Origin of the sequence: Exiguobacterium sp. SH3S1, from assembly GCF_004337105.1 — a bacterium.
Taxonomy (GTDB): Bacteria; Bacillota; Bacilli; order Exiguobacteriales; family Exiguobacteriaceae; genus Exiguobacterium; species Exiguobacterium aurantiacum_A.
Window position 1 is genome coordinate 146,399 of record NZ_SJUW01000005.1, and the last position, 22,239, is coordinate 168,637.

General features: G+C 53.9%; 24 protein-coding genes and 1 pseudogene. 8 read left to right on the top strand and 17 right to left on the bottom strand.

The features are described 5' to 3' along the window. Positions 1–372 (bottom strand): Hpt domain-containing protein, encoded by a 372-nt coding sequence (locus EVJ26_RS07545; protein ID WP_236634051.1) that lies wholly within the window; start codon positions 370–372, stop codon positions 1–3. 146 nt (positions 373–518) lie between these two features. Between EVJ26_RS07545 and EVJ26_RS07550 the strand changes: the two genes are divergently transcribed. Further along, positions 519–1,454, top strand: a complete 936-nt coding sequence (locus EVJ26_RS07550) for a magnesium transporter CorA family protein (RefSeq protein WP_070327095.1) — start codon at positions 519–521, stop codon at positions 1,452–1,454. Positions 1,455–1,501: 47 nt separating this feature from the next. Here the strand turns inward: EVJ26_RS07550 and EVJ26_RS07555 are convergent, their stop codons facing one another. Continuing rightward, the gene (locus EVJ26_RS07555) at positions 1,502–2,614 is read right to left on the bottom strand and encodes a PP2C family protein-serine/threonine phosphatase (protein WP_070327094.1); all 1,113 of its coding nucleotides are present in this window, start codon (positions 2,612–2,614) and stop codon (positions 1,502–1,504) included. 161 nt (positions 2,615–2,775) lie between these two features. Here EVJ26_RS07555 and ytzI point away from each other — a divergent pair, with 161 nt between their 5' ends. Beyond that, on the top strand, positions 2,776–2,943 hold the full coding sequence (gene ytzI / locus EVJ26_RS07560; protein WP_131458459.1) for a YtzI protein: 168 nt from the start codon (positions 2,776–2,778) through the stop codon (positions 2,941–2,943). 65 nt (positions 2,944–3,008) lie between these two features. After that, a pseudogene (locus EVJ26_RS07565) lies at positions 3,009–3,845 on the top strand (RNA-guided endonuclease TnpB family protein); the annotation flags it as partial. A 71-nt stretch (positions 3,846–3,916) separates the two neighbouring features. Here the strand turns inward: EVJ26_RS07565 and EVJ26_RS07570 are convergent. Further along, positions 3,917–6,043: a DNA topoisomerase III gene (locus EVJ26_RS07570; RefSeq protein ID WP_131467887.1), complete on the bottom strand. Its 2,127-nt coding sequence runs from the start codon at positions 6,041–6,043 to the stop codon at positions 3,917–3,919. Positions 6,044–6,170: 127 nt separating this feature from the next. On the opposite strand from EVJ26_RS07570, the gene EVJ26_RS07575 reads away from it, so the two are divergent. Then, on the top strand, positions 6,171–7,040 hold the full coding sequence (locus tag EVJ26_RS07575) for a DMT family transporter (RefSeq protein WP_236635528.1): 870 nt from the start codon (positions 6,171–6,173) through the stop codon (positions 7,038–7,040). Here EVJ26_RS07575 and EVJ26_RS07580 read toward each other — a convergent pair. The 3 genes from EVJ26_RS07580 to EVJ26_RS07590 all read right to left on the bottom strand — a co-directional run bounded on the left by EVJ26_RS07580 (position 7,035) and on the right by EVJ26_RS07590 (position 10,671). Next, a complete protein-coding gene (locus EVJ26_RS07580; RefSeq protein ID WP_131458465.1) occupies positions 7,035–8,423 on the bottom strand; it encodes an MATE family efflux transporter in 1,389 nt (462 codons plus the stop codon). The two genes, EVJ26_RS07575 and EVJ26_RS07580, sit on opposite strands and share 6 nt — an antisense overlap. Positions 8,424–8,504: 81 nt before the next feature. Then, positions 8,505–9,758 (bottom strand): peptidase U32 family protein, encoded by a 1,254-nt coding sequence (locus tag EVJ26_RS07585; RefSeq protein WP_131467885.1) that lies wholly within the window; start codon positions 9,756–9,758, stop codon positions 8,505–8,507. Positions 9,759–9,768: 10 nt separating this feature from the next. Beyond that, positions 9,769–10,671, bottom strand: coding sequence for a peptidase U32 family protein (locus EVJ26_RS07590; RefSeq protein WP_131467883.1), 903 nt, complete (start codon positions 10,669–10,671; stop codon positions 9,769–9,771). A gap of 146 nt (positions 10,672–10,817) precedes the next feature. On the opposite strand from EVJ26_RS07590, the gene EVJ26_RS07595 reads away from it, so the two are divergent. Then, complete coding sequence (locus EVJ26_RS07595; protein WP_070327908.1) at positions 10,818–11,615, top strand: SDR family NAD(P)-dependent oxidoreductase; 798 nt, start codon at positions 10,818–10,820, stop codon at positions 11,613–11,615. 59 nt (positions 11,616–11,674) lie between these two features. Here EVJ26_RS07595 and EVJ26_RS07600 read toward each other — a convergent pair whose 3' ends face one another. Genes EVJ26_RS07600 through rnz form a run of 7 tightly spaced genes read right to left on the bottom strand, consistent with a single transcriptional unit; the run spans position 11,675 to position 16,336 of the window. After that, entirely contained in the window at positions 11,675–12,031 is a 357-nt protein-coding gene (locus EVJ26_RS07600) for a hypothetical protein (protein WP_236635529.1), read from the bottom strand. 2 nt (positions 12,032–12,033) lie between these two features. Further along, positions 12,034–12,579, bottom strand: a complete 546-nt coding sequence (locus EVJ26_RS07605; RefSeq protein WP_131458471.1) for a hypothetical protein — start codon at positions 12,577–12,579, stop codon at positions 12,034–12,036. Further along, the gene (locus EVJ26_RS07610) at positions 12,552–13,514 is read right to left on the bottom strand and encodes an ATP-binding cassette domain-containing protein (protein WP_131467880.1); all 963 of its coding nucleotides are present in this window, start codon (positions 13,512–13,514) and stop codon (positions 12,552–12,554) included. The genes EVJ26_RS07605 and EVJ26_RS07610 overlap by 28 nt, the downstream gene beginning before the upstream one ends. Beyond that, the gene (locus tag EVJ26_RS07615; RefSeq protein WP_236635530.1) at positions 13,474–14,121 is read right to left on the bottom strand and encodes a hypothetical protein; all 648 of its coding nucleotides are present in this window, start codon (positions 14,119–14,121) and stop codon (positions 13,474–13,476) included. Before EVJ26_RS07615 ends, EVJ26_RS07610 begins: the two co-directional genes overlap by 41 nt. 7 nt (positions 14,122–14,128) lie before the next feature. Beyond that, complete coding sequence (locus EVJ26_RS07620) at positions 14,129–14,542, bottom strand: DUF4430 domain-containing protein (RefSeq protein WP_131467876.1); 414 nt, start codon at positions 14,540–14,542, stop codon at positions 14,129–14,131. Next, positions 14,539–15,429, bottom strand: a complete 891-nt coding sequence (locus EVJ26_RS07625; protein WP_131467874.1) for a hypothetical protein — start codon at positions 15,427–15,429, stop codon at positions 14,539–14,541. Before EVJ26_RS07625 ends, EVJ26_RS07620 begins: the two co-directional genes overlap by 4 nt. Before the next feature lies 1 nt (position 15,430). Further along, positions 15,431–16,336, bottom strand: coding sequence for a ribonuclease Z (gene rnz, locus EVJ26_RS07630; protein WP_131467872.1), 906 nt, complete (start codon positions 16,334–16,336; stop codon positions 15,431–15,433). Between the two features lie 74 nt (positions 16,337–16,410). On the opposite strand from rnz, the gene EVJ26_RS14470 reads away from it, so the two are divergent. After that, positions 16,411–16,584 (top strand): hypothetical protein, encoded by a 174-nt coding sequence (locus EVJ26_RS14470; protein WP_173647369.1) that lies wholly within the window; start codon positions 16,411–16,413, stop codon positions 16,582–16,584. Positions 16,585–16,629: 45 nt separating this feature from the next. Here EVJ26_RS14470 and EVJ26_RS07635 read toward each other — a convergent pair whose 3' ends face one another. Both EVJ26_RS07635 and EVJ26_RS07640 read right to left on the bottom strand, forming a co-directional pair. After that, positions 16,630–17,760 carry a M20/M25/M40 family metallo-hydrolase gene (locus EVJ26_RS07635; RefSeq protein WP_131467870.1) on the bottom strand — a complete coding sequence of 377 codons (1,131 nt, stop codon included), beginning with the start codon at positions 17,758–17,760 and terminating at the stop codon, positions 16,630–16,632. A gap of 171 nt (positions 17,761–17,931) precedes the next feature. Beyond that, positions 17,932–18,930, bottom strand: coding sequence for an aromatic acid exporter family protein (locus EVJ26_RS07640; protein WP_131467868.1), 999 nt, complete (start codon positions 18,928–18,930; stop codon positions 17,932–17,934). 67 nt (positions 18,931–18,997) lie between these two features. Here EVJ26_RS07640 and EVJ26_RS07645 point away from each other — a divergent pair, with 67 nt between their 5' ends. After that, positions 18,998–20,080: an N-acetylglucosaminidase gene (locus EVJ26_RS07645; protein ID WP_236635532.1), complete on the top strand. Its 1,083-nt coding sequence runs from the start codon at positions 18,998–19,000 to the stop codon at positions 20,078–20,080. 88 nt (positions 20,081–20,168) lie between these two features. Continuing rightward, positions 20,169–20,939, top strand: coding sequence for a 2,4-dienoyl-CoA reductase (fadH, locus tag EVJ26_RS07650; protein WP_201738350.1), 771 nt, complete (start codon positions 20,169–20,171; stop codon positions 20,937–20,939). Between the two features lie 33 nt (positions 20,940–20,972). Here the strand turns inward: fadH and EVJ26_RS07655 are convergent, their stop codons facing one another. Together EVJ26_RS07655 and EVJ26_RS07660 are read right to left on the bottom strand one after the other, a co-directional pair. Beyond that, the gene (locus EVJ26_RS07655) at positions 20,973–21,560 is read right to left on the bottom strand and encodes an HD domain-containing protein (protein ID WP_131470199.1); all 588 of its coding nucleotides are present in this window, start codon (positions 21,558–21,560) and stop codon (positions 20,973–20,975) included. Next, a complete protein-coding gene (locus tag EVJ26_RS07660; protein WP_131470191.1) occupies positions 21,560–22,234 on the bottom strand; it encodes a metal-dependent hydrolase in 675 nt (224 codons plus the stop codon). The genes EVJ26_RS07655 and EVJ26_RS07660 overlap by 1 nt, the downstream gene beginning before the upstream one ends. Positions 22,235–22,239: the final 5 nt, after the last annotated feature.

The window sequence follows — 22,239 nt, forward strand, 5'->3', positions numbered from 1 at the left end:
TTACACCAATCGATTGAAATAGGCGTCCCATTCGACAGCGAACCGTTGCATTTGACGCTCGATGTCCTCAAGCACCGGTTCAAGGTTCTCGACTTCGTTCGTCTCACCGGCGAGTTCAAGTTGTTGGAAACGCGACGCCGTCTCGTCAAGTCCGACCGAATAAGAGGCTCCCTTTAACAAGTGGGCGAGTTGTTCGATTTGTTCATGATCTTTCGTCTCGACCACGCGCTTTAATTCAGGAAACTTCGCCTCGAACTGCGCGACGTAAGTCTCGGCAATCTTTTTCAGAAAATCTTTATTTCCACTTGCGATTTGATGGAGCTCTGCTAATTTATCTTCGTTAAACAGAGCGTTTTGGGGTGTTTGAGTCATCTCCATCCCTCCTTCTACTCATTCCTTCTGACATTCTAACTCACTGTAGGATGTTTTCGAGAGAAAACAAAAAATCTCCTTCTTTGCGATTGCACTCTCCTACTCGCCTACCTATAATAAAGTTGAGCTAAGGTAGGAGGAAGATTATGCTAACGATTTACCGTACCGACGCATCTGGTCGCGTTCACGAGATCGAAGACTTTGACAAAGGAAGCTGGATCCAACTCGTCAACCCGACGAAAGACGAGGCCGATCAAGTCATTGCCGCCTCCGGCATTCCTGAAGACTTCGTGTATGACCCACTTGATATCGAAGAAAAGCCGCGTTTTGAGAAAGATGACGAAGGCCTGCTCATGATCATTGACGTTCCATACGTTGAAGAAGACGATACGGGACGTGCCTATAATACGATCCCACTCGGTATCATCGTCACGGGACGACATTTCATCACCGTCTGTTCGCGTGACCTCGATGTACTCAACTTGTTCGCTAACGGCAAAGCCCGCTTGTTCCGGACAAACTATCGTAGCCGGTTCGTCTTCCAGATTTTGCACCGAGTCAGCATGACGTACTTGCGGTTCCTTCGCCAGATCGACCGGCGAATGGAAGAGCTAGAGCAAGAACTTCAACGTTCGATGCGAAATCAGGAAATTTTCCAGTTGATGAACTTACAGAAGTCGCTCGTCTACTTCATGACATCGCTCAAAGCGAATGACAGCGTCCTCGACCGCATCGTCAAGACGCCGAGTCTTGAGAAGCATGAAGAGGACGAAGACTTGTTAGAAGACGTATTCGTCGAGCATCGTCAGGCGATGGAGATGGCCTCGATTTATAACGACATCATCAGCATTAAGATGGATGCGTTCGGGTCGATCATCTCGAACAACGTCAACTTCGTCATGAAGTTCTTGGCGTCGATCACGATCGTGCTCAGCATTCCGACGATGATTTCCGGGATCTTTGGGATGAACGTCCAAGTCCCGTTCGAAGGTCAATCAATCGGTTTCGTGTTCGCACTTGCCATGATGGTCGGTTTTTCGAGTCTCGCCTTTTATATTTTATGGCGGAAACGTTATTTCTAGACAAAAGGATGAAATCGTCATGAGCGACGGTCTCATCCTTTTGTCGTTTAAGTTAGCTTTACCGTGACGAGGCACAAGTCGTCGTCAATCTCGATTTTCGGGACGAGCCGTTCGGCAACGTGACGGGCATAATCTAAGCCGTACGTGGCGATGTCTTTTTCAAGCCAACGGATGCCGTCATCGATGTCTTTGCTATAACATTCCATCAGTCCGTCCGTGTACATATGCAGGACCATACCTGGCGTGATCTTGATTTCTTTCGATTCATAATTCGGTTCCTCGAACATGCCGACCGGCACCCCAGTCGTCTCGAGACGAGTCATCCCTTCCGGAGACGTCACGATCACAGGCGGATGGCCGGCATTGACATACTCGATGCGTTGATTCGTCGTATCGATGTAACAATAGACGGCCGTGAAATAACTTTGCATATCGTCGCCTGAAAACAGGAACGTCATCTGTCGGTTCAGTTCGGTCATGACGTCGACCGGGTACTGGACGTTGGCGACAAGGCCTGGCAAGATCGAGCGGATTCCCATCGTGATCAAGGCTGAAGACACGCCGTGACCCATCACGTCGAAAATGATGACACCGTAACGATCAGGCGCGACTTGGAACCAGGCGTACATGTCACCCGCCAATTTTTTAGATGGCAGGTACAGCGCCCGCATATCGATTTCCGCGCTACTGATTGGTGGGGTCAGTGCGCTCTGCTGAATCTTTTGGGCCAAATCCAGGTCATATTGGAGACGAGCCTCATATTTTTTCCGTTCATCGACGGCCGCTTTGTAACGGAGCGCCGAGCGAATCCGGGCGAGGAGTTCGGTGATTTTGATCGGCTTCGTCGTATAGTCGGACGCTTCAGCATCTAGCCCTTCGGCAATTTGCTTCTCTTCGGTCCGGCCCGACACCATGATTACCGGCAGTTCTTCATATCCTGTCATTTGTCGAATCCGTTTGCACGTTTCAATCCCTGAGATGCCGGGCATCTCGACATCGAGCAGGACGAGGTCATACAGCGACGGGGCTTGCGGGTCCATGAGGAGCGCGAGAGCATCTTCACCACTTGAGACCGAGACCGTCTCATAATCGTGTTGATGCAATAATTGTTCGAGAACCATCGTATTGACCGGTTCGTCGTCGACAATCAAAATCGCCATAGTCATCCCTACCTTCTCTGTCAGTGTTCTTCTATATGTTATTGTATCATATCTAATCAAGAGACCAACCATTTCAAACCTGTAACAGTTGTGAGAGGCTCAAACATGGAGAACGTCTCAGCTTTTTGTCATACTAAAAGAAAGAAAGCGAGGAATGCGCCATGGGATGGATATTTGCCGTAAGTGGATTGATCATTTTGCTCGTCTTGATCGCCTCTGTCGTCGTCATCCAAAAAGGATACGCCTACAAAGACAACAAAGATGACATCGTTCTCGACTACGATGAGATTAATCGTCGCATCACCGAACAAGATCAGCAGGACAAATAGAGCCATCCACGACGGATGGCTCTATTTTTATCAAAATTAGGCGAGAATACGCCCACTTCTAAACGACGAACATCCAGGGCAAGTCTCAACTTCCTGAGGTGTCGATCGTCGGCAACCGGCTCAAGCTGCCGAAGTTGAAGTGGGTCCGGTTCGCCAACTCGAAGCAGGTCGAGGGCCGTATCTTGAACGCCACGATCCGACGTAACGCCTCAGGCAAATACTTCGTCTCCCTCCTCGTCGAGCAGGAAATCGACGAACTGCCGAAGACCGGCTCAACCGTCGGCGTCGACGTCGGGCTCAAGAACTTCGCCATCCTGTCCGACGGCACGGTGTACCAAAACGACCGCTACTTTCGCACGCTCGAGAAGAAACTGGCACGTGAGCAGCGCAAGCTCTCCCGTCGTCGGCTCATCGCCCTGAACCGGAACATCAAGCTGTCGGAGGCGAAGAACTATCAGAAACAGAAACGGAAGGTCGCCTGCATCCATGAGAAGATCGCCAACAAGCGCACCGACTTCCTGCACAAGGTATCGACCGAGATCGTCAAAAACCACGACATTATCGGCATCGAGACCTTGCAGGTGAAGAACATGCAGAAGAACCGCGCGCTCAGCAAGTCCATCTCGGAGGTGAGTTGGTCGGAGTTCTTCCGCATGCTCGAATACAAGGCGGACTGGTACGGCAAGACCGTCGTGAAGGTCGGGAAGACCTTCGCCTCGAGCCAGCTCTGTTCGAGTTGCGGTCATCGACACAAAGACGTGAAGCATCTTGGTCTGCGTGAGTGGACATGCCCGGGCTGCGGGACCCACCACGACCGCGATGTGAACGCAGGACTGAACCTCAAACGAGAGGCTCGGCGTATCTTCGCCTCTTCAACCGTCGGGACGACGGGGCTAGCCTGATCAGGTTTCGACTGTTAGGTCGGATAACTCAGGAATCCTCCCCCTCTAAGCGAAGCGTAGGTGGGGGTAGTTCAATTGAACTCGAAGCGTATCGCCCCTTTTTCAAGATAGAGCGTGGCCTCAAACGTCTTGTCGCCTTTTTTGAACGCATGAACATTTGACTGCCCGCCGTTGATCATCTGTTTCAGTTCATCTTTCGCGAGTCCGACACCGAGCACTTGTTTTGACACGGTGAATTTGCACCCTTCGCGGTAGCCGCTGCAACCGATGAACTTCGGATGCTCGACGAGTCCTTTTCCACAGCTCGGACAGACGCCAAACGACGCTTTTGGCCGCGAGGCAGATTTCTTCCCGAATCGTCTCGGTTCAATCGTATAGCCTTCCGGATTCGCCGCCGCGACTCTCGCTTTGGCTTCTTCGACGAGATGAATCGACATCTTTTTCGCCTGGTCGATGAATTCGGCCGCAGACGCAGACGCCTGTCCGATCTCATGGAGCCGCTTCTCCCATTTCGCGGTCATGGCCGGCGAGGCGAGAATGCTGTCGCCGAGCACATCGATTAACAGACGGCCTTTATCGGTCGGAACGAGCTCTTTCTTTTGAAGTTCAACATAACCCCGCTTCTTCAAGCCGTCGATTATGTTCGCCCGAGTCGCTTCCGTGCCGAGCCCCTCGACTTCTTTCATGATATGGATCAGTTCCTCGTCGTCGAGCTGTTTCCCGGCGACTTTCATCGCCATGATGAGCGCGCCTTCCGTATACCGTTTTGGAGGCTCTGTCTGTTTCGATAACACTTCGACTTTCTTTTCAGTCAACGGCTCACCGGTTGTCAGCACCGGAAGCTCGACGTCTTTTGACTTCATCTCGACGACTTGACGGTACCCGGGGCTGACAACGACCGTCCCTTTTGCCCGGTATAAGTCTTCCCCGTCCATCAAGTCGACGGTCGTCTTCTCGAGTTTGGCCGAGGGGGCGAACGCCGCCAGAAAGCGGCGGTTGATCAAGTCATACAGTTTCGCCTCATCCCCGCTAAGTCGACCCACATCGCCGCACGCTTCGGTCGGAATGATCGCATAGTGATCGCTCACTTTTTTCGCGTTGACGTAGCGGCTGTTCCGGGACGGGTTCTCGGTCAACACGTCAGCGAGTCCAGCATATGCCGCAGACTTCAACAGCCGTGCTTTCGTCTGCGGGAACAGCGTCGCCTCGTCGGGCGTGACGAAACTAGAATCTGTCCGCGGATAACTGATCCACCCTTTCGTATACAACTTTTGGGCGATATCGAGCGTCTTCTTCGCCCCGAAGCCGAACCGTTTGCCGGCCTCGGCCTGGAGACCCGATAAGCTGAACCAGAACGGTGGGTGTTCCGTCTTGTCTTCCTTATCAATCGACCGCACGACCGCCGTTCCGGTCGATCGGTCGACGACGGCGTCAGCTTGTTCACGCGTCTTCAGTTTCGTCGTCTTTCCAAGTGTGTATTTCGCTTTGAACGTGCCCCGTCCTTTTTGGAGCGTCGCTTCGACCTCGAAGTACGCCTCCGGGACGAACTGTTTGATCTCGCGCTCTCGATTGACGATCAAGGCGAGCGTCGGTGTCTGGACGCGGCCGAGTGAGAACACGTCTTCGATGCCAATCGTCTTCAAGAGCGTCGTATATGCGCGCGATGCGTTCATACCGACGAGCCAGTCGGCACAGGCACGACTCATCGCCTCATGGTAATACGGAATCGTCTGCTCTCCCGGCAACAGCTGCGCGAAGCCGCGGTCGACCGCCTGCTCGGTCAAACTCGAGATCCATAAGCGCTCGAGCGGTTTTTTGTTGCCGGCAAGGCGCAAGATGAGACGAACGATCGCCTCTCCTTCCCGCTCGGCGTCAGAAGCGATGATGACGTCCGTGATCGAGCGGTCGTGGAGCCATTTTTTGATTGTCTGGAACGGCTTCGACTTGCCCTTCGAGATGCGATAGTCGAACCGGTCTGGGACAATCGGAAGTGATTCATACTTCCAAGACTTCCACTCCGGGCGGTAGTGGGACGGCTCTTGGAGTTCACATAAGTGGCCAACTGCCCAAACGACGATGGCACCTTCCGGGAAACGTTGGCATGCTGCGATTTCAATCTCGTCTTTTCTCTTTTTTGATGGATACGGCGCCGCCAGCTTTTGTGCCTGCGACGGTTTCTCCGCAATGATTAATCTCATGTGATCCCTACTTTCGTTGTCGTTCGAACGATCTCGTCGAAACGACACTTTCGAAAAAGAATGTTTTTTCTCGTATGTTTCATTATATCATTAGAGGAATATGTACAAAACCAAAGGGGGATGCCTGTTGTCTTATTTAATTTTATTTGCCGCCGTCTTTTTCCTGTCGACGAGCGTCTTGTTCGTCAAATGGACGTCCGCTCCGGCGGAGACGGCCGCTTTCTACCGCATGCTGTTCTCGAGCCTCATGTTGTTACCGTTTCTCGATTACCGCTCGCTCTTCTCGTTACGCTCGAACACCCGCTACGCGATCTTGTTCAGCGGGACGCTCCTCGCCTTCCATTTCTGGCTCTGGTTTTTATCGCTCGACTACACGACCGTCGCGAGTTCGACGTTGTTCGTGACGTCGAGCCCGATTTTCGTCCTCATCGGGAACGCCCTGTTCTTTAAAAAACATCCGACCCGAAAAGGTTTGGCATTTGCACTCGTCGCCGTCCTCGGCGGCATGCTCGTCGCGGCCGGTGATATCCAAATCGGTCGCGACGCGCTCTACGGGGATGTGCTCGCGCTTCTCGCCGCCTTGTTGATCGCCGGCTACTGGCTCGTCGGTCAACACATTCGGACCGAGATGAAGACGAACGACTACTCGTTCAGCGTCTATTTCGTCGCCACGTTCGTTCTCGGTTTCATGTTGCTCGTTCGGGACACGACGTTCGTCGGCTTCGAAGGAGTGAATTGGTGGTATTTCATCGCCCTCGCCTTCTTCCCGACGCTCCTCGGCCATAACTTGTTCAACTACGCCCTCGCCCGCGTCAGTGCGACCGTCGTCAGCATCACCATTCTCGGCGAGGCGCTCTGGGGCATGCTATTCGGCTTCGTCTTCTTCGAGGAACGGCTCGGCGTGATGCAATGGATCGGCGCGGCCGTTTTGCTCGGTGGGATTTACTTGTTCCTAAAAGAAGACGCCCGTTCAACAAGAACGGACGTCGTTTCATAAATTGGTCGCTTTCGCTTTCGCTTCCACCTCATCTTCTGACGGACGGAACAGCAGTTTCCGGTCCCAAATCGCCATGCCGATCGCTGTCAGGAAGGTCAAGCCGTCGGCGATTGGGAAGGCGAGCCACACACCGAACACACCGAAGAAGTTCGGTAAGATAAAGACGAGCGGAATCGTATAAAGCGTCTGCCGAGACAACGACAAGAACATCGCGACCCGGGCTTTCCCGAGTGATTGATAGATGCCGTTGACGAGCATTTGGACGCTCGTTAAGAACGAGACAGCGAACAGGACATGAATCGCCGTCACCCCGCCAGCAATCAAGTTCGCGTCGGACGTGAACATGCGCATGAGCGGTTCTGGGAACAGCTGGAGCGTCAGCCAGATGAAGACCGCAATCGCGATCCCAGCCCGTAGCGCCGTCCAAATCGTCTCGCGCATCCGCTCGAACTGTCGCGCCCCGAAGTTATAGCCGACTATCGGTTGCATGCCTTGGACGATGCCCATGATCGGCATTCCGACGAGCGCCATGAACTTATTCAAAATGGCGAACGTGGCCAATTCTTGGGTCCCACCATACGTCCCGAGCATGATGTTGACGAAGACGAACAAGATCGATTGCGACACCATCATGACGAACGAGGATGACCCGATTGCCATAATCTCCTTCAATTCGCCGAACCGCAGCCGAAACTTCCGCCATTGGAAGTCGAGCTCGGTTCGGCGATTTTTTGCGAAAAAGAAGCGTAACATGAGCACCGACCCGACGACTTGAGCGAGTGCCGTCGACCAGGCCGCCCCGTAAATACCCCATCCGAACGTGAAGATGAACAGCGGCGTCGACACCAAGTTGACGACGACGGTCGTGAGCATCACTTTCATCTGATAAGGTGCCTGTCCTTCGGCCCGTACCATCGCGCTCGCCGCGAGCGTGAACATGAAGAACGGCGAACTGATCAGCGTGACCGATAAGTATTGACGACTCAATTCCATGATCTCCGACGTCGCCCCGAACACGGTCAAGATCGAATCGAGCATGAAGATGGCCGAACTGACCGCGAACGCGGCGAACACACCAACGAGCACGAGCACGTTCATGAACGTGACGGCGGCACCGGCGTCGTCTCCTTTGCCGAGTTTCCGCGAACTGATCGAGGCCCCGCCGAGACCGACCGCACTCGAGACGGCCATCAGAATCATTTGAATCGGGAACGCGATCCCGATCGCGGCCACCGCAGCCGGTCCGATGCCACGCGAGACGAAAATCGTGTCAATTATATTATAGAGCGCCGTCACCAGCATACCGATCATCGCCGGCAGCGACAGCTTAAACAGCAGGCGTCCGATCGGATCGGTCCGAAGTTGCTCCGTGTTCTGATTCATCCTTCCATCCCCTTTTTCGTATATGTTAATAGGGTAGCAAGATTGGATGGAACGGTCGACTATGTTGCCTTGCCGGATGTGTCAACGGGCACTCGAAGCGGGAACTTTCACTGCTGCCGCTTTTCGTTTTCGCATGATGAAGTCGGTCGCGACAGGTTGGTCGACTTTGACGCGTACCGTCATCATCGCCTGGTTCGCCGTCTCGAGCGGCATCCCGGTCTCATCGAACAACTCGTCGATCCGTTGCGTGAAGCGGACGAACCCGGGACCAAAGAATTCGACTTCTTCTCCGCGGCGGAAATGGTTACGCTGCTCGAGCGTCGCCATGCCTGTCGACGCTTCATACGAGATGACGCGCGCTGCGAACGCATATTGCGGGATGGCGCGCGGCTTGCCGAACAGTTGCTCTTTCTCGGTCGGGATGCCGTAATAGAACCCGCTCGCGAGCTCTCGTTGCGCTGCTTTCCAAATCTCTTCTTCCCATGCCGGGTCGAAGACGAATCCTTCAGGATCCCCGCAGTAGGCGTCGATGACTTGACGATAGACGTTACAGACGGTCGCTACGTAATGGATCGATTTCATCCGTCCCTCGACTTTCAAGCTATCGACGCCGGCATCGACCAAATCGGGTATGTGCCGGACCATCGCAAGATCGACCGAACTCATCGAGAACGGTTCCTCATCGCGCGCTGCCATGTCGTCTGTCAACAGCTCATCCGCCTCGAAGAAGCCGTATTTCCAGCGGCACGACTGGGCACAGCCGCCGCGGTTCGCATCGCGGAGCGCCATATGGTTCGACAGCGTGCAACGTCCCGAGTAGGAGATACACATCGCGCCATGGACGAACGCCTCGATCTCGACGTCGACTTGACGTTTCATCTCTTTGATCTCTTCCATCGACACTTCACGGGCGAGGACGATTCGCTCTAGCCCTTCCTCTTGCCAAAAACGGAGCGTCTCGTAGTTCGTCGCCGACGCCTGCGTCGATAAATGGACCGGAAGACCGGGCGCGTCCGTGAGACAGACCTCGATCATGGCCGGGTCCGAGACGATGACGGCGTCGATGCCGATGTCACGGAGTCGACAGAAGAAATCGCCCGCGCCATCGATATCCCCTTCATGGGTCACCATGTTCGCGGCGACATACACTTTCGCCCCGCGCGCGTGCGCGAAAGCGACGCCTTCGGCCATCTCCTCGTATCCGAAGTTACCGGCCCGCGAGCGGAGCCCGAACTGTTGACCACCGATAAAGACCGCATCGGCCCCGTAGAGAATCGCCATCTTTAATTTTTCTAAGTTTCCTGCCGGAGCTAGTAGTTCTGGACGTTTTTTCATCTTGATCCCCTCACTTGATCTCTTCTGGATTTCGTAACAACAGTCCGGTCCCAAGCCGGAATTGTTCAGGTTGGAGTTCGGCGAGACGCCGTTCCATGAGCGTGCGGTCGAACTGGCCGTTCAACAAATCCGATCGGGCTTTGTCGAACAGACGGACGATGTCGACGAACGCGTCCCCGGCATGCCACCCTTCGAGTTTCCACGTATGCAGTCCGCCTTTTAAGAGCGCCGGCAATTGACCCATGAGCGTCAAATCTTCGGAGAAGACGTGCGTCCCGTTGTCGTCTTGGTAGACGGGATAGCGACTGTCCGCATCAGACGGTTCGCTCATATAGTACTCGCGCACTTCCGCCTCCTCTCTCGACCGGCCGATCTCATTGAAATAGTTCGTCAATAGCGGTCGTTTCGAGTGATGGATACATGTTGGTCCGTACACTTGAACCTCGACGGGGAGCCCGATCTGCTGTTGAATCATCCCGAGTTCGGTCAGTGTCACTTCACGGGCCGCGACTGCCCCGATGGCGTCGCGCTTACCCCAAAATTGAATGTGTCGCGCCGACGTGACGAGCGTTTGAGCATCGTACCAATAGGGGATATTGGCATTACGGATCAAGCGGATGGCACCTGGGTCGCCCGCCGTCACACTGTCGATCCCGATTTGCTTGAGCGTGTGTAAATAATCCGGTAACGCCTCGATTTGATCGTTATGCATCAAATTATTGACGGCGACCGTCACTTCTTTGCCGTAACGATGGGCGAGCGCTGTGACTTCTCTCACAGCCGGTAACGACCAGTCGCCTTTATGGCGTAACCCGTATTTCGATTCTCCGATATAAATGCGGTCGGAGCCCGCCATGATCAGCGCCTCTGCTTGGTCGACGCTTTGTGCCGTAGTCACTAGCTGAATCATCATTTCGCTTCTTCTCCTGACTTTGTGAGTCTAATCACATATTCTTGATATACTTTAGCACACGTTCAAGCGTGTCGACGAAGCAGGAATTTAACAACTGGTGAAGAAATCAGTAACAATGTATGACTTTTTAATCGAAGGAGTGGACGATTTTGACAAAAACAGCCTTGATTACCGGTGCCTCGACTGGCATCGGTCTAGATCTCGCCGTCTTAGCGGCCCGAGATGGATTTGACTGTATTCTCGTAGCTCGTAGCGAGCCACGGTTACATGAACTCAAAAAAGTACTTGAAAAACGATACACAATTAACGTGCACGTGTTCGCCCTCGACCTATCTGAACACAACGCCGTGAAGCGGTTGACGAACGCGATTGACGATGCCGGGCTCACGGTCGATTTTTTAATCAATAACGCTGGTTTCGGTACAGCCGGCGAGTTTATCGAGCTCGATGCGGAAACCGAGGCCGAAGAGGTCCGGTTGAATGTCAACGCCTTGACCGAGTTGACGAAAGCGTACTTGCCTGACATGGTCGCCCGCAATCACGGCTACGTCTTAAACGTCGCCTCTGTCGCCGCATTCCAGCCGGGACCGTATATGGCCGTCTATTACGCGACGAAAGCGTACGTCTTATCACTCACAGAAGCGCTCCATGCCGAGACGAAAGGCACAGGCGTAAACGTCAGCGTCCTTTGCCCGGGTCCGACCGACACCGGTTTCTTTAACCGGGCCGGTAGCGAAATGATGGTATCGAAAATGCCGTCTCATCTCGTCGCTTTCTTCGGTTATAAGGGCGTCATGAAAAATAAACGGGTCATCATCCCGGGCTTGTCGAACCAAGCGCTCGTCGGACTCGCGAAAATTATGCCGCGAGCTGTCAGTCTCGAAATTTTACGTCGATTCCAAAAACCGACAGATGCCTCGGTCGAACAGCTCCCGACATCTTGAACCTAAAAAAGCAGAGCGACTCAAACGTTTGAGTCGCTCTGCTTTTTTAGGTTGAGGAATCAGCCGCCATGGCGTGACAGCTGAATCAGACGTCGAATAAAGATAAAAGCTGGTATAACCGTCATGAGCGCCGTCGTGACGACGAGAGACCAGGCGAACACAGCTTCAAGTGTCGCCGCTCGGGCTCGCATCTCCTCGAGAAGATTGACGTTTTGAACGGACAAGACGATCATCAGTGCCGGCCAGACGCTCGAAGCGAGGATGCTCAACATCGCGTATCGTGTCCGAATGAGCCGACGCGACATCAAGAAGATATTGACGGCCATAAACAATAGTCCGATGAAGAGGAACAAACCGATTTCATACATATTGACGTATCCGCCCATGCTCAACCACCTCACTCGAGTAGTACTCATGTTTACCCGTCTTCGCGGACAAATATGCGAACGAATAAATCATGTAGGACGATCAAAAAGAAGACGTTTGCGATTCCGTGCGCCAAATCGAACGGCAAGCTAAGGATGAGCAATTTGATAAAGTCGGCTCCAATCACTTCCGCGAACGACAAGTTCGTCGTCCAGCCGAATAAAAAACCAGAGCCGAGCCCGATTGACCAAAGTAACATGCGCGACCGCAACAAGATCGGTCGTAACAAGTAAACGAGCGTGATCACGAGCAACCAACCGAGAAACTGATACAAAACGAACGGACCGAGGCCGAGTAAAAGTCCCGATAGAAGCGGGACGAATAAAGCGAGCATGCCTGCACTCGTCCATCCAAAATAGAGCGCGGTCAGCATCAATAGTGCGGTCGTCGGTTGCACGTTCGGGATGGCCATGAAAAGCCACCGTCCGATGACGGCGAGCGCGAGAAGCTGTGTCAATACGGAAATAGGTGACTTCGTCCGCTCAAACTTCGACAAAAGTGCGAATGCGGTTATGAGGGCGAGGACGTAAGTGACCATAACGTACTCCGATCCACGTACTGTTCGCGCGTGCCGTCAAACACGACCGCTCCGCTCGCCATACATAAGACATGACCTGCCGCCGCAATCAAGCGTTCATCGTGGGTCGCACATAAAACACGCGCCGTCTCGGCTTTTTGTACGATTGCCGCAACGAAGGCGTCGCGTTCGTTCTCCGACAGTCCGACCGTCGGCTCGTCGAGGACGATGAGTGACGACGTGGACGCGAGTACCGCCTGCAACTGTTCGACCCGTCGATTCAATGATTTTGGGAACGGCCCGTACTCGGGGTCTGCCGGAAGATAGAGCGGCCGCTCTGATAACTTCACTTTCCCGTATAACGGATGCAGGCTCTTCGCCATCAGTTCTAGGAGTGTCGACTTGCCACTGCCGTTCGTCCCGATGCACACGGTTAACCCTGGTCCGTCAGACCGATACGACACGTGTTCGACCGCGTAGGCGGGTTGCAACGGATGACGATAGGACACGTCTTTGACGTTAATCGATGCTTCACTAGACGACTTAACGACCGTGAACGCATGTGTTGCACCGCCTTCACGCGACCGGTCCGTATAAGCAACGCTAATCCCGAGCTGTCCTAGCCGCCGAAGTAGCATCGATAAGTGTTCGCTTCGGAATCGATCGAGATAACGGAACGGCTCGATGAGAACGAGCGCATCGGGATTTTCGCCGAGCACATGAGCGATTCGAACGAGCTGTTGTTCTCCGCTCGAGCATTCATCAAATCGTTTTTTGGACAGATGATCGATTTGTAAGAGCGCTGCCAGTTCGGCGCCGCGCATCGCATCATCACCGGCGAGCAGTGAGGCGACCGAACCGGCGAGCGGGTCATCGAGATTGACGATATGGGCCCGCTCTGAAGCGACCCACTCCTCAATTTGCTGACGTCCGTGCTCTGAGGATAACCAACGCATCTCGCACACCTCCTTTCGTCAAATACGGGTAAAGCAACCAGATGAGTGGTGACCACTTAAGCGCCGCCACAAAGCAAATAAACAGGATGAACAGATGAACGAGATCATCGCCTTGGAATGAACGTAGGCGCGGCAACGCGTAAACGGGTTCACGGCGCTGGCTGTCAATCCCGACGACGATCGCTTCTCGCCAGTCTTGTCGCTGGTGACTGCGGAGCGACAAACGGATGGCCCGTTCCATGGACGGGACGAGCGCCCAAGCACCGTATAGCAACCGGGTCGATTGCGGAAAGCGTCGCAAGAGCGGCAATAGCCGTTCTAATCGCATGAAACGGCTCGCCCAAACCATTCCGAATAAAAACGTCGCCAAGCGGACAATTTGGTCGCTGAGCGCACGGATGGAGACGTCCCACTGGAACAGGATCGGTGCGAGCGAGATCAGCGCGAACGCGACAAGCAGACCGAGCATCGCGACGGGAAAGCGCCGCTCCAACAGTAACAACCCGACCAGCCCGGCGAGCAGACTTAACGAACCGTTCACATGAATCAAGACGTACAGATGGACGAGTAGAAAGAAAAGGAGCGTGACAGCATGTCTACGCTCCAAATCCGCCTCATTCGAAGAAAGAAATCGCATCTTCTTCAAACCGCCATTGGATAATATCGGTGGACTCGACTTCTTTTGCAGCCGCCCCTTCATCGCCAGGGCTGCCGTTAAAGGCATACACCCAGCCAGATGACTGACCGGCCGATTTTTCTTGTATCCCACCGATTGCCGTGACGTAGGTCATCTCCCCGCTTCCGACAGAATCAATCGGTAATTCTGTCGCTTTGAGGGCATCGAGCACCGTCGCCCCATCCTCTAGGCAGACACTTTTCTCATGGTACAACGTCTCTTCCGTCGACGCGTCATAAACGGAAATCGTCGGTTCGACGTCACAAGACTCACTTTGTCCGTTCGACGTCTCTTCTCCGGCACAAGCTGCCAATAAAGGTATCATCACACTCATGATGAGCAATTTTTTCATTGATCCGTCAAATCCTCTCGTTGGTGGATGGAATAGTTGTAAAGAATCGTATATTTTTCGCCTGTCGCTCTGCCTTCACGGGTCAAACCGGTCAATTGAATACTGTTGGCGAGCACAGGTTCTCGCTGGAGCCAGAATTTGACGATTCGTCCGTCCCGGTTGATCATGAGCATCGCTTCGTTCTCGAACGTGTACATGTCGTACAGTCCATCAAATGAGAACTGTAAGAGCGGTGCCTCGACTTGTTTGGCAAAGTCTTCCCACACTGTCCCCCGTACGGCTTCGATCACGTGTTCGAAGTCGACGAGCTTCTCGAAAAAGGCTCGGCCAGAACCTTTGTTCATCTCATCGACTTGACGATATTCAAGTTCCCCTGAGTCGTCATAGTTGATGCGGATTTGCTGGAACGAGCTGTTGCGTTCGACCATGAGCAAATACTCGAGTGATTGCAGTTCACCGTCCCGGTCGACAATCATTTTGCTACGATCGAGCTTGATCACCTCGCCGTTGATCCGGCGTAAAATCGTATCTGTCATCCGGTCGAACGACTCGTCTTGCACCGACACCGGCCCGATTTGTTGAGATTCGGCCCGGAATTCGGATTGGTCGAACAAAGGTACGAACAGTAAAACGATGAAGAAGAAGAAGCCGACGAGCGCCCCGTACCATTTATACCGGCTGTTTCGTTTCGGAAAGAACAAGAATGACATCAAAAATCCGATTGGGATATGAAACCCGCCGATCGGAAACGAAACGATTCCGAGCAACGAGTAGAATAAGAACTTGGCGAAAAAGTTCGGTTCTGGCTCTTTCAACTGATTCAATCTTACACCTAGCAACATGCTGATGACGATGAAACCTAGCCAAACGTATAGTTGTATTGTCACATCAATCCCCCACTATAAACTCGGAAAAGTCGGTTGCCACATGGCTATCCGCAAACCCAGACACGACCTCGGCCTCAAATTCTGCTTCCCGGCCTTGGTAGCGGGCTGAGATATGGGTGACGATCAATCGGCCCGCGCCCGCCTTGTTCGCGAGCATTGCAGCTTCGATCGTCGTCGAGTGACCGTACTGTCTCGCAAGTTTTGACTCCCCTTGCATAAACGTCGCCTCGTGGACGAGGACGTCGGCAGCTTGTGCGAGCACGAATGCATTCTCGCACGGAGTCGTATCCCCTAAGATGGCGACGATCGCTCCACGGACCGATTCTGTGACATATTCTTTAGACGCGTATGTTTTCCCTGCAAATTCAAACGTGTCTGCTTGTTTGATTGTCCGATAGATTGGACCGCTCGGAATACCGAGTGCTCTCACTTTGTCGACGAGGAGCGTCCCCGGACGCGCCGGTGCCTCGATGCGAAACCCGTAAGATGGAAAGCGATGCGCGAGCTTCCGCACCGTGACGAGGTGACCGTCTTGCTCGAACGTGTCCCCGTCCTCATATTCGACAATCGTCAGGTCATAGCCTAAATATGAACCGGTCAGTTTCAACGTCAGCTCGAGCCATTGCTTGATGCCACGCGGCCCGTACAGCGTGAGCGGATCCTTTCCGTCGAGGGCGGAACGCGTCGATAAGAAACCTGGCAACCCGAAGACATGGTCCCCGTGTAGATGCGTGATCCAAACAGCCGATACTTTTCGCGGTTTGATCGTGGTATGGAGAATCTGGTGCTGGGTCGCCTCCCCGCAATCGATCAGCCACGTCTGTTTAGGCAATGTGAGTGCGAGCCCGGAAACGTTCCGTTGTTTCGAAGGCATGCCTGAACCAGTTCCTAAAAAATGTAACTTCATAAATATATTTGTCCTTTCTGCTAGCCTAATCCATGCTATACTTGAGTCACTCGTTGAAAAGGATGTGATCCGTGATGAATAAAGTTGAACATTCCGACGCTTTGTATGAAGTGATTCGGGAACGAGCGACTTCAATGAATCGCAAACACCAACAAGAAGCAGGCACCTCGATCCGAATTCACGACATAGCGACCGAACTTCACTGCTCAGACGAACTCGTTTTAGAATCGTTGGAGTTCGCCGCATAAACACACGAACACATAGGAAGAGCCGACTTAGCGTCGGCTCTTTTTTTAGTTTGTTTCCGGTGTTGCGACTTGCCCGACAATTTCAACAACGAGTTCAATCAACTTATACAGTTCGACGAGCGGCATGCGTTCGTTCGTCGTATGGATTTCTTCATACCCGACCGCAAGGTTAACCGTCGGAATTCCTCCACCGGCGATCACGTTCGCATCCGAGCCCCCGCCCGAATGAAGGATACGAATCGGACGTCCAATTGCTGTCACGGCTGACTTCGCCACTTCGACGACCTCGTCGCCTTCTTCGAACTTGAAGCCCGGGTACATGATGTCAATCTCGACTTCAGCACGACCGCCGTGCGTCTCAGCCGCTTCGATATACGCTTGTTTCATCGCTTCGGCTTGCGCTTCCATCTTATCGTGGATAAGCGAACGGGCCTCGGCGAGCACTTCGACGTAATCACAGACGATATTCGTCGCGCGGCCGCCTTCGAAGCGTCCGATGTTAGCCGTCGTCTCTTCATCGATCCGGCCGAGCTTCATTTTTGCGATCGCTTTCGCTGCGATTTGAATCGCCGAGACGCCTTTTTCTGGGGCGACGCCGGCGTGGGCCGTCTTCCCGTAAATTTTCGCGTTCACTTTTGCTTGGGTTGGAGCTGCCACGATAATATCGCCGACCGATCCGTCCGAGTCGAGTGCGAAACCGAATTTCGCATCGATTTTCGAGAGGTCGAGCACTTTCGCACCGACGAGACCCGATTCTTCACCGACCGTGATGACGAACTGGATCTGACCGTGTGGGATCGCCTCCTCTTTCAAGACCCGAACGAGTTCGATCATCGCCGTAAGCCCCGTCTTGTCATCGGCACCGAGAATCGTCGTCCCGTCCGTGACGATATAACCGTCTTTAATACTCGTTTTGATGCCTTTACCTGGTGTGACCGTATCCATGTGGGCCGTGAAGTAAATCGGGTCAACGCCCTGTTTCGTCGCAGCCAACGTGACGATAAGATTGTTTCCTGAATGTGCAGTTTTTGTCGATGCGTCGTCTTCGTAGACGTCACATCCGAGTTCTGTGAAGACCGACTTTAAATGCTCACAGATGACTGCTTCTTCTTTTGTCTCTGAATCGATGCTGACCAACTGTAAAAATGTGTCCAGCACACGTGTCTCGTTTACCATAAAAACATCCCTCCATCCAAACATTTCTTGGTCATTATAACAAACTCATGTCGTTTGCACGAACCTTTTCCATTCTGTACAATGAGGTCAAACACGTTTTGGAGGATCCTCATGAGAAAAAAACAACAGAAACGACAACGCATCATTCAAATCGGCGTCGTCGTCATCGTATCAATCTTCTTGCTTAGCACGTTTTTGTCGGGGATGGCCATGTTCCTGTAACAGGAGAATGTACCGTTCTTTCAAGATCAAGTAACTCTTCACATCTGACAAAATATTGAGCAGCGACGAGCGTACCTCAAATTCCTCACGCGATGTGGGGAGAGGTACGTTTTTTCGATAATGGTCGATGATGTCCTCGAGCTCGCGAAGAAACGCCGAGGCGTCAGCCTGCTCGTTGACGTTGTCGCCGACGCGGCGTAAAAACGCGGCGACGGGTTTCGCCTCATTGACGACCATCGTGATTTCCCGCGCATTATCAGCAATCCGCTTCAAAATATCGTACTGGCGCTCGCGCATCCGAAAGTATAGATAGTCCATGTCTTCGTTGCGCTTCCCGATCGAGTTTCCCATCCGGCGGAGCGCCAAGTCTTTCCCGTTCTTTAAATAGTCACGCGTCTTCAACAGCATCATCGAATGGTTATTGTACACACCGGTCTCGACACAGGCTGCGACGTCATAGAAGTGGACCGCGAGCGCCCGGTTGATACTCTCTTTAATGCGCTCGATGTCTTTATCGAGCGTCGGCATATACATGTTAACGACGAGCCCGACGCCAACCCCGATCGCGATCAACAGGAGTTCGTTCAAGAACAAGTCGAGCGAGAACCGTCCTTCGGTGTACAGATGGGTCAAGATGACGACACTCGTGATCATGCCGTCCTGCAGTTTGAGCTGTTGAACGAGCGGGATGAACATGACAAAATAAAGTGTGAGCGTCGCCGGCGAATAGCCAAGTAACGTGAACATCAACGCGCCCATCCCGATGGCGAGCAAGCTTGCCATGACACGTTCATATGAGGCCCGGAATGACTTCTTGCGCGTCTCTTGGATGCTGAGGATGGCGATGATGGCCGCGAAGACGTAGTAATCGAGATCGATCGTCTCAGCGATGAGCATCGCGATCCCCGCCGCGACCGCCGTCTTTAACGTACGTGTACCAATTTTCATATCATTCCCTCCTCTCATACAAAATTGTTTACTAGTTTTCTCTGTTTGGCAATCCTCAAGTTTGGAAGTGATCCTATTGAAGAAAAAACAACGACGCCGGCTCTTGCCCGCCCTGCTCACCTTAGCACTTGCCATCTTCGGCTTTCTTTGGTTACAAGAGCGGGGCAATGGGACGTACACCGTCGAGACGTTCGCTGATGGTGACGTCTCGTCCCGTCACTTCGAGTCGCTCGCTGAAGCCCGCACCTACATGGAACGCGGCGACAATCGCGCCTTGCTCGGCCCGTCCGGCGAAGTCATCGACTTTACCGGTACCGGGATCGCCGTCACGCCGACCGACCGGGTCACGAACCTGTATAAAGATGCCGAGTTCAAGGAGCGGCAGTCGTACGTCGCCGGCGGCACCCGGCTTAGGCTCGTCGGAAAGGGTTCCGACCATTTGCGAGTCACCATCTCCGGTGCCGACGTGTACGTACCGCTGGCCGACATGACGCTCTACCCGGACGCCGTCGTCGAGAAACGCGGCTATTACGAGATGCGGGACGGACAAGTACTCCATACCGTCGAAGCGAACGGGAACTTGGCTGGGACGTTTTTGGTCGGACCGGCCCCGCAGGAAGCGTCGGACCGGTTTTATACAGAAAACGTCCGGGACGTCTTCGATTCACCGTACCAATTCGCCTCGATTCAGTCCAAATCCCCGTACTCGGCCCGCGAACTCGATCAATTTCTTGCCACGCTCGGTGACAGTCCGCTCACCGGAAAAGGTGATGCGTTCAAGGACGCTGAAGCCGCGTTCGGTATTAACGCCCTGTTCTTACTCGCCGTCGCCGGTCACGAATCGGGATACGGGACGTCCGCGATCGCCCGCGATAAAAATAATCTCTTCGGGTTCAAAGCGACGGATGACGACCCGAGCGGAAACGCCTCGACGTTCGCTTCAGTCGAGGCGAGTGTCGATGCTGCGGCCCGCTTGTTCGCCGAGAAGTATGTGACCGGATCGTACGACCGCGGCCCGTTCCCCGGCAACAAACAGGAAGGTGTCAACGTCTTCTACGCCTCGGATCCGTATTGGGGCGAGAAAGTCGCCGGGACGATGTATCGCATCGACCGCGAGCTCGGATTAAACTATTTGAAACAGCTCCAGTGACGGCCAAACGGCCGTCGTTTTTTTTGCAGGAATCCCTAGAGTCAAACCCGAATACTAAAAATGAACGACCATTCATTCAAAGGGGGAGATTCATTTGAAAACGATTTGGATTACCGGCGGCTCGTCCGGCATGGGGAAAGCGATGGCGCTAAAATTTAAAAGCGAAGGCTGGAACGTCGCCATCAGCGGCCGTAACGAGGAGCGCCTGCAAGAAACGATGGCTGAACTCGAGGCGATCGGTGCGGGACAAGCGTTACCCGTCCAACACGACGTCCGCGATTACGAGGCGTGCGCCCAAGCGCTCGATCAGATTGTCGAACGATTCGGTCCGGTGCATGCGCTCGTCAATAACGCCGCCGGCAATTTCGTCTGTCCGATGCTCGATTTGACACCGAACGGTTGGACGAGTGTCATCGACATCGTCTTGAACGGCACGTTCAACTGTACGCACGTCCTCGGAAAGCACTGGGAGCGCGAACAACTACGTGACGGCTCGATCATCAACATGGTCGCGTCGTACGCGTGGCAGGCGGGTGCTGGTGTCGCACCAAGCGCCGCCGCTAAAGCAGGCGTCCTGAACTTGACCCGGACGCTCGCCGTCGAATGGGGCTATCAGTTCGGGGCCCGCGTGAACGCGATCAGCCCGGGGCCGATCGAACGGACCGGCGGGGCCGACAAACTCGCCGTCCACGTCAAAGAAGTCGAACGCATCCGCCGCAACGTCCCGCTCGGCCGCTTCGGGACACCGGAAGAGATCGCCGACCTCGCTTTCTGGATGACGTCGGATGAGATGCGTTACTTGAACGGTGAATGCATCTCGCTCGACGGCGGGCATTGGCTCAATAAACATCCATTTTAACGCCAAACGGCCGAGGATCCCTCCTCGGCCGTTTTACATATCTTCGCCAACCCATTCCGCCTCGAACCGCTTCAAGAAAGACGTCATGAACGCGTGACGGTCGCGGGCGATCGCTTTCGCCCGGTCCGTATGCATCCCGTCCGCGAGCAAGAGCAGCTTGTCACTAAAATGCGCGATGGCGCTCGACGGGTCGTCCGGATCATAGAGCGGTGTGCCACGTGATCCGGCATACTGGAACGTCCTGGCGATGCCGATCGCACCGACCGCATCGAGCCGGTCCGCGTCTTGAATGATCGCACTCTCGAGCGTCGTCGGCAGTCTGCCTTGCGAGAACGACGTCTCCGCGATGACGGCGAGTACGTGGTCCGTCTGGCTTGTACTGAGGGCGATCGTCTCGAGATGATGCCGGACGAGCCCTTTGGCTCGACCGAGTTTCGCGTCCTCGACGTCATGAAGCAGCGCCGCGAGTGTGACGACGAGCGGGTCGACCGCCATCCCTTCAGCGAGATGTTCGGCGAGCCGACGCACCCGTTCGAGATGACTCATGTCATGCCCGGTATGATCCCCGGTATGAAGCTTCGTCACGAAACGTTCAGTAGCTTGAATCGCTTGACGCGTCATCAAATCTCGATCGTCGTGTTCGGTTCGATCAACAGACCGCGCTGATGTAACTGGTCACAGAAAGCACGTGCATCTTGTTTGATCGGTGGGAACGTATCGAAATGGATCGGGACGATCCGTTTCGCCTGCAGCCAATGGGCGGCATCGAGCGCGTCAACCGGCCCCATCGTGAAGTTGTCCCCGATCGGCAGGAAGGCGACGTCGATCTCGAACCGTTCACCGTACAGTTTCATGTCCGAGAACAATGCCGTATCACCCGCATGATAAAGCGTCAGCGAGTTCGTCTCGATGATGAAGCCCCCCGGCATCCCCATATAGACCGGGACGTCGCCCATGTCAAGGCTCGAGCTGTGGAACGCCTGCGTCATCGTGACACGGCCGAACGGGAAGGAATACCCGCCCCCGATGTTCATGCCGTGGACCGAATAGCCTTTTTTCTCGTAATAGGTCGCGAGTTCATGTGTCGCGACGATCGTCGCGCCCGTTTTCTTTGCGATCAGTTCGACGTCCTCGATATGATCGAAATGCGCGTGCGTCAACAAGATGTAGTCTACTTTCAATGTCGCCGGGTCGACGTCTGTATGCGGGTTACTCGTCAAAAACGGATCGATCAAGACGCTCATCCCGTCGATATCGAGCTGGACTGTCGCATGGCCATAGTAAGTGATCTTCATTCGAA

What these genes read in the sequence shown, in the direction of transcription:
- EVJ26_RS07655 (WP_131470199.1), bottom strand. Translation starts at nt 21,560, where the DNA reads ATGACGCGTCAAGCGATTCAAGCTACTGAACGTTTCGTGACGAAGCTT.
- EVJ26_RS07555 (WP_070327094.1), bottom strand. Translation starts at nt 2,614, where the DNA reads ATGGCGATTTTGATTGTCGACGACGAACCGGTCAATACGATGGTTCTC.
- EVJ26_RS14470 (WP_173647369.1), top strand. Translation starts at nt 16,411, where the DNA reads ATGAATAAAGTTGAACATTCCGACGCTTTGTATGAAGTGATTCGGGAA.
- rnz (WP_131467872.1), bottom strand. Translation starts at nt 16,336, where the DNA reads ATGAAGTTACATTTTTTAGGAACTGGTTCAGGCATGCCTTCGAAACAA.
- EVJ26_RS07605 (WP_131458471.1), bottom strand. Translation starts at nt 12,579, where the DNA reads ATGGTCACTTACGTCCTCGCCCTCATAACCGCATTCGCACTTTTGTCG.
- EVJ26_RS07620 (WP_131467876.1), bottom strand. Translation starts at nt 14,542, where the DNA reads ATGAAAAAATTGCTCATCATGAGTGTGATGATACCTTTATTGGCAGCT.
- EVJ26_RS07585 (WP_131467885.1), bottom strand. Translation starts at nt 9,758, where the DNA reads ATGAAAAAACGTCCAGAACTACTAGCTCCGGCAGGAAACTTAGAAAAA.
- EVJ26_RS07660 (WP_131470191.1), bottom strand. Translation starts at nt 22,234, where the DNA reads ATGAAGATCACTTACTATGGCCATGCGACAGTCCAGCTCGATATCGAC.
- EVJ26_RS07570 (WP_131467887.1), bottom strand. Translation starts at nt 6,043, where the DNA reads ATGAGATTAATCATTGCGGAGAAACCGTCGCAGGCACAAAAGCTGGCG.
- ytzI (WP_131458459.1), top strand. Translation starts at nt 2,776, where the DNA reads ATGGGATGGATATTTGCCGTAAGTGGATTGATCATTTTGCTCGTCTTG.
- EVJ26_RS07635 (WP_131467870.1), bottom strand. Translation starts at nt 17,760, where the DNA reads ATGGTAAACGAGACACGTGTGCTGGACACATTTTTACAGTTGGTCAGC.
- EVJ26_RS07590 (WP_131467883.1), bottom strand. Translation starts at nt 10,671, where the DNA reads ATGATGATTCAGCTAGTGACTACGGCACAAAGCGTCGACCAAGCAGAG.
- EVJ26_RS07580 (WP_131458465.1), bottom strand. Translation starts at nt 8,423, where the DNA reads ATGAATCAGAACACGGAGCAACTTCGGACCGATCCGATCGGACGCCTG.
- EVJ26_RS07610 (WP_131467880.1), bottom strand. Translation starts at nt 13,514, where the DNA reads ATGCGTTGGTTATCCTCAGAGCACGGACGTCAGCAAATTGAGGAGTGG.
- EVJ26_RS07600 (WP_236635529.1), bottom strand. Translation starts at nt 12,031, where the DNA reads ATGAGTACTACTCGAGTGAGGTGGTTGAGCATGGGCGGATACGTCAAT.
- EVJ26_RS07640 (WP_131467868.1), bottom strand. Translation starts at nt 18,930, where the DNA reads ATGAAAATTGGTACACGTACGTTAAAGACGGCGGTCGCGGCGGGGATC.
- EVJ26_RS07545 (WP_236634051.1), bottom strand. Translation starts at nt 372, where the DNA reads ATGACTCAAACACCCCAAAACGCTCTGTTTAACGAAGATAAATTAGCA.
- EVJ26_RS07550 (WP_070327095.1), top strand. Translation starts at nt 519, where the DNA reads ATGCTAACGATTTACCGTACCGACGCATCTGGTCGCGTTCACGAGATC.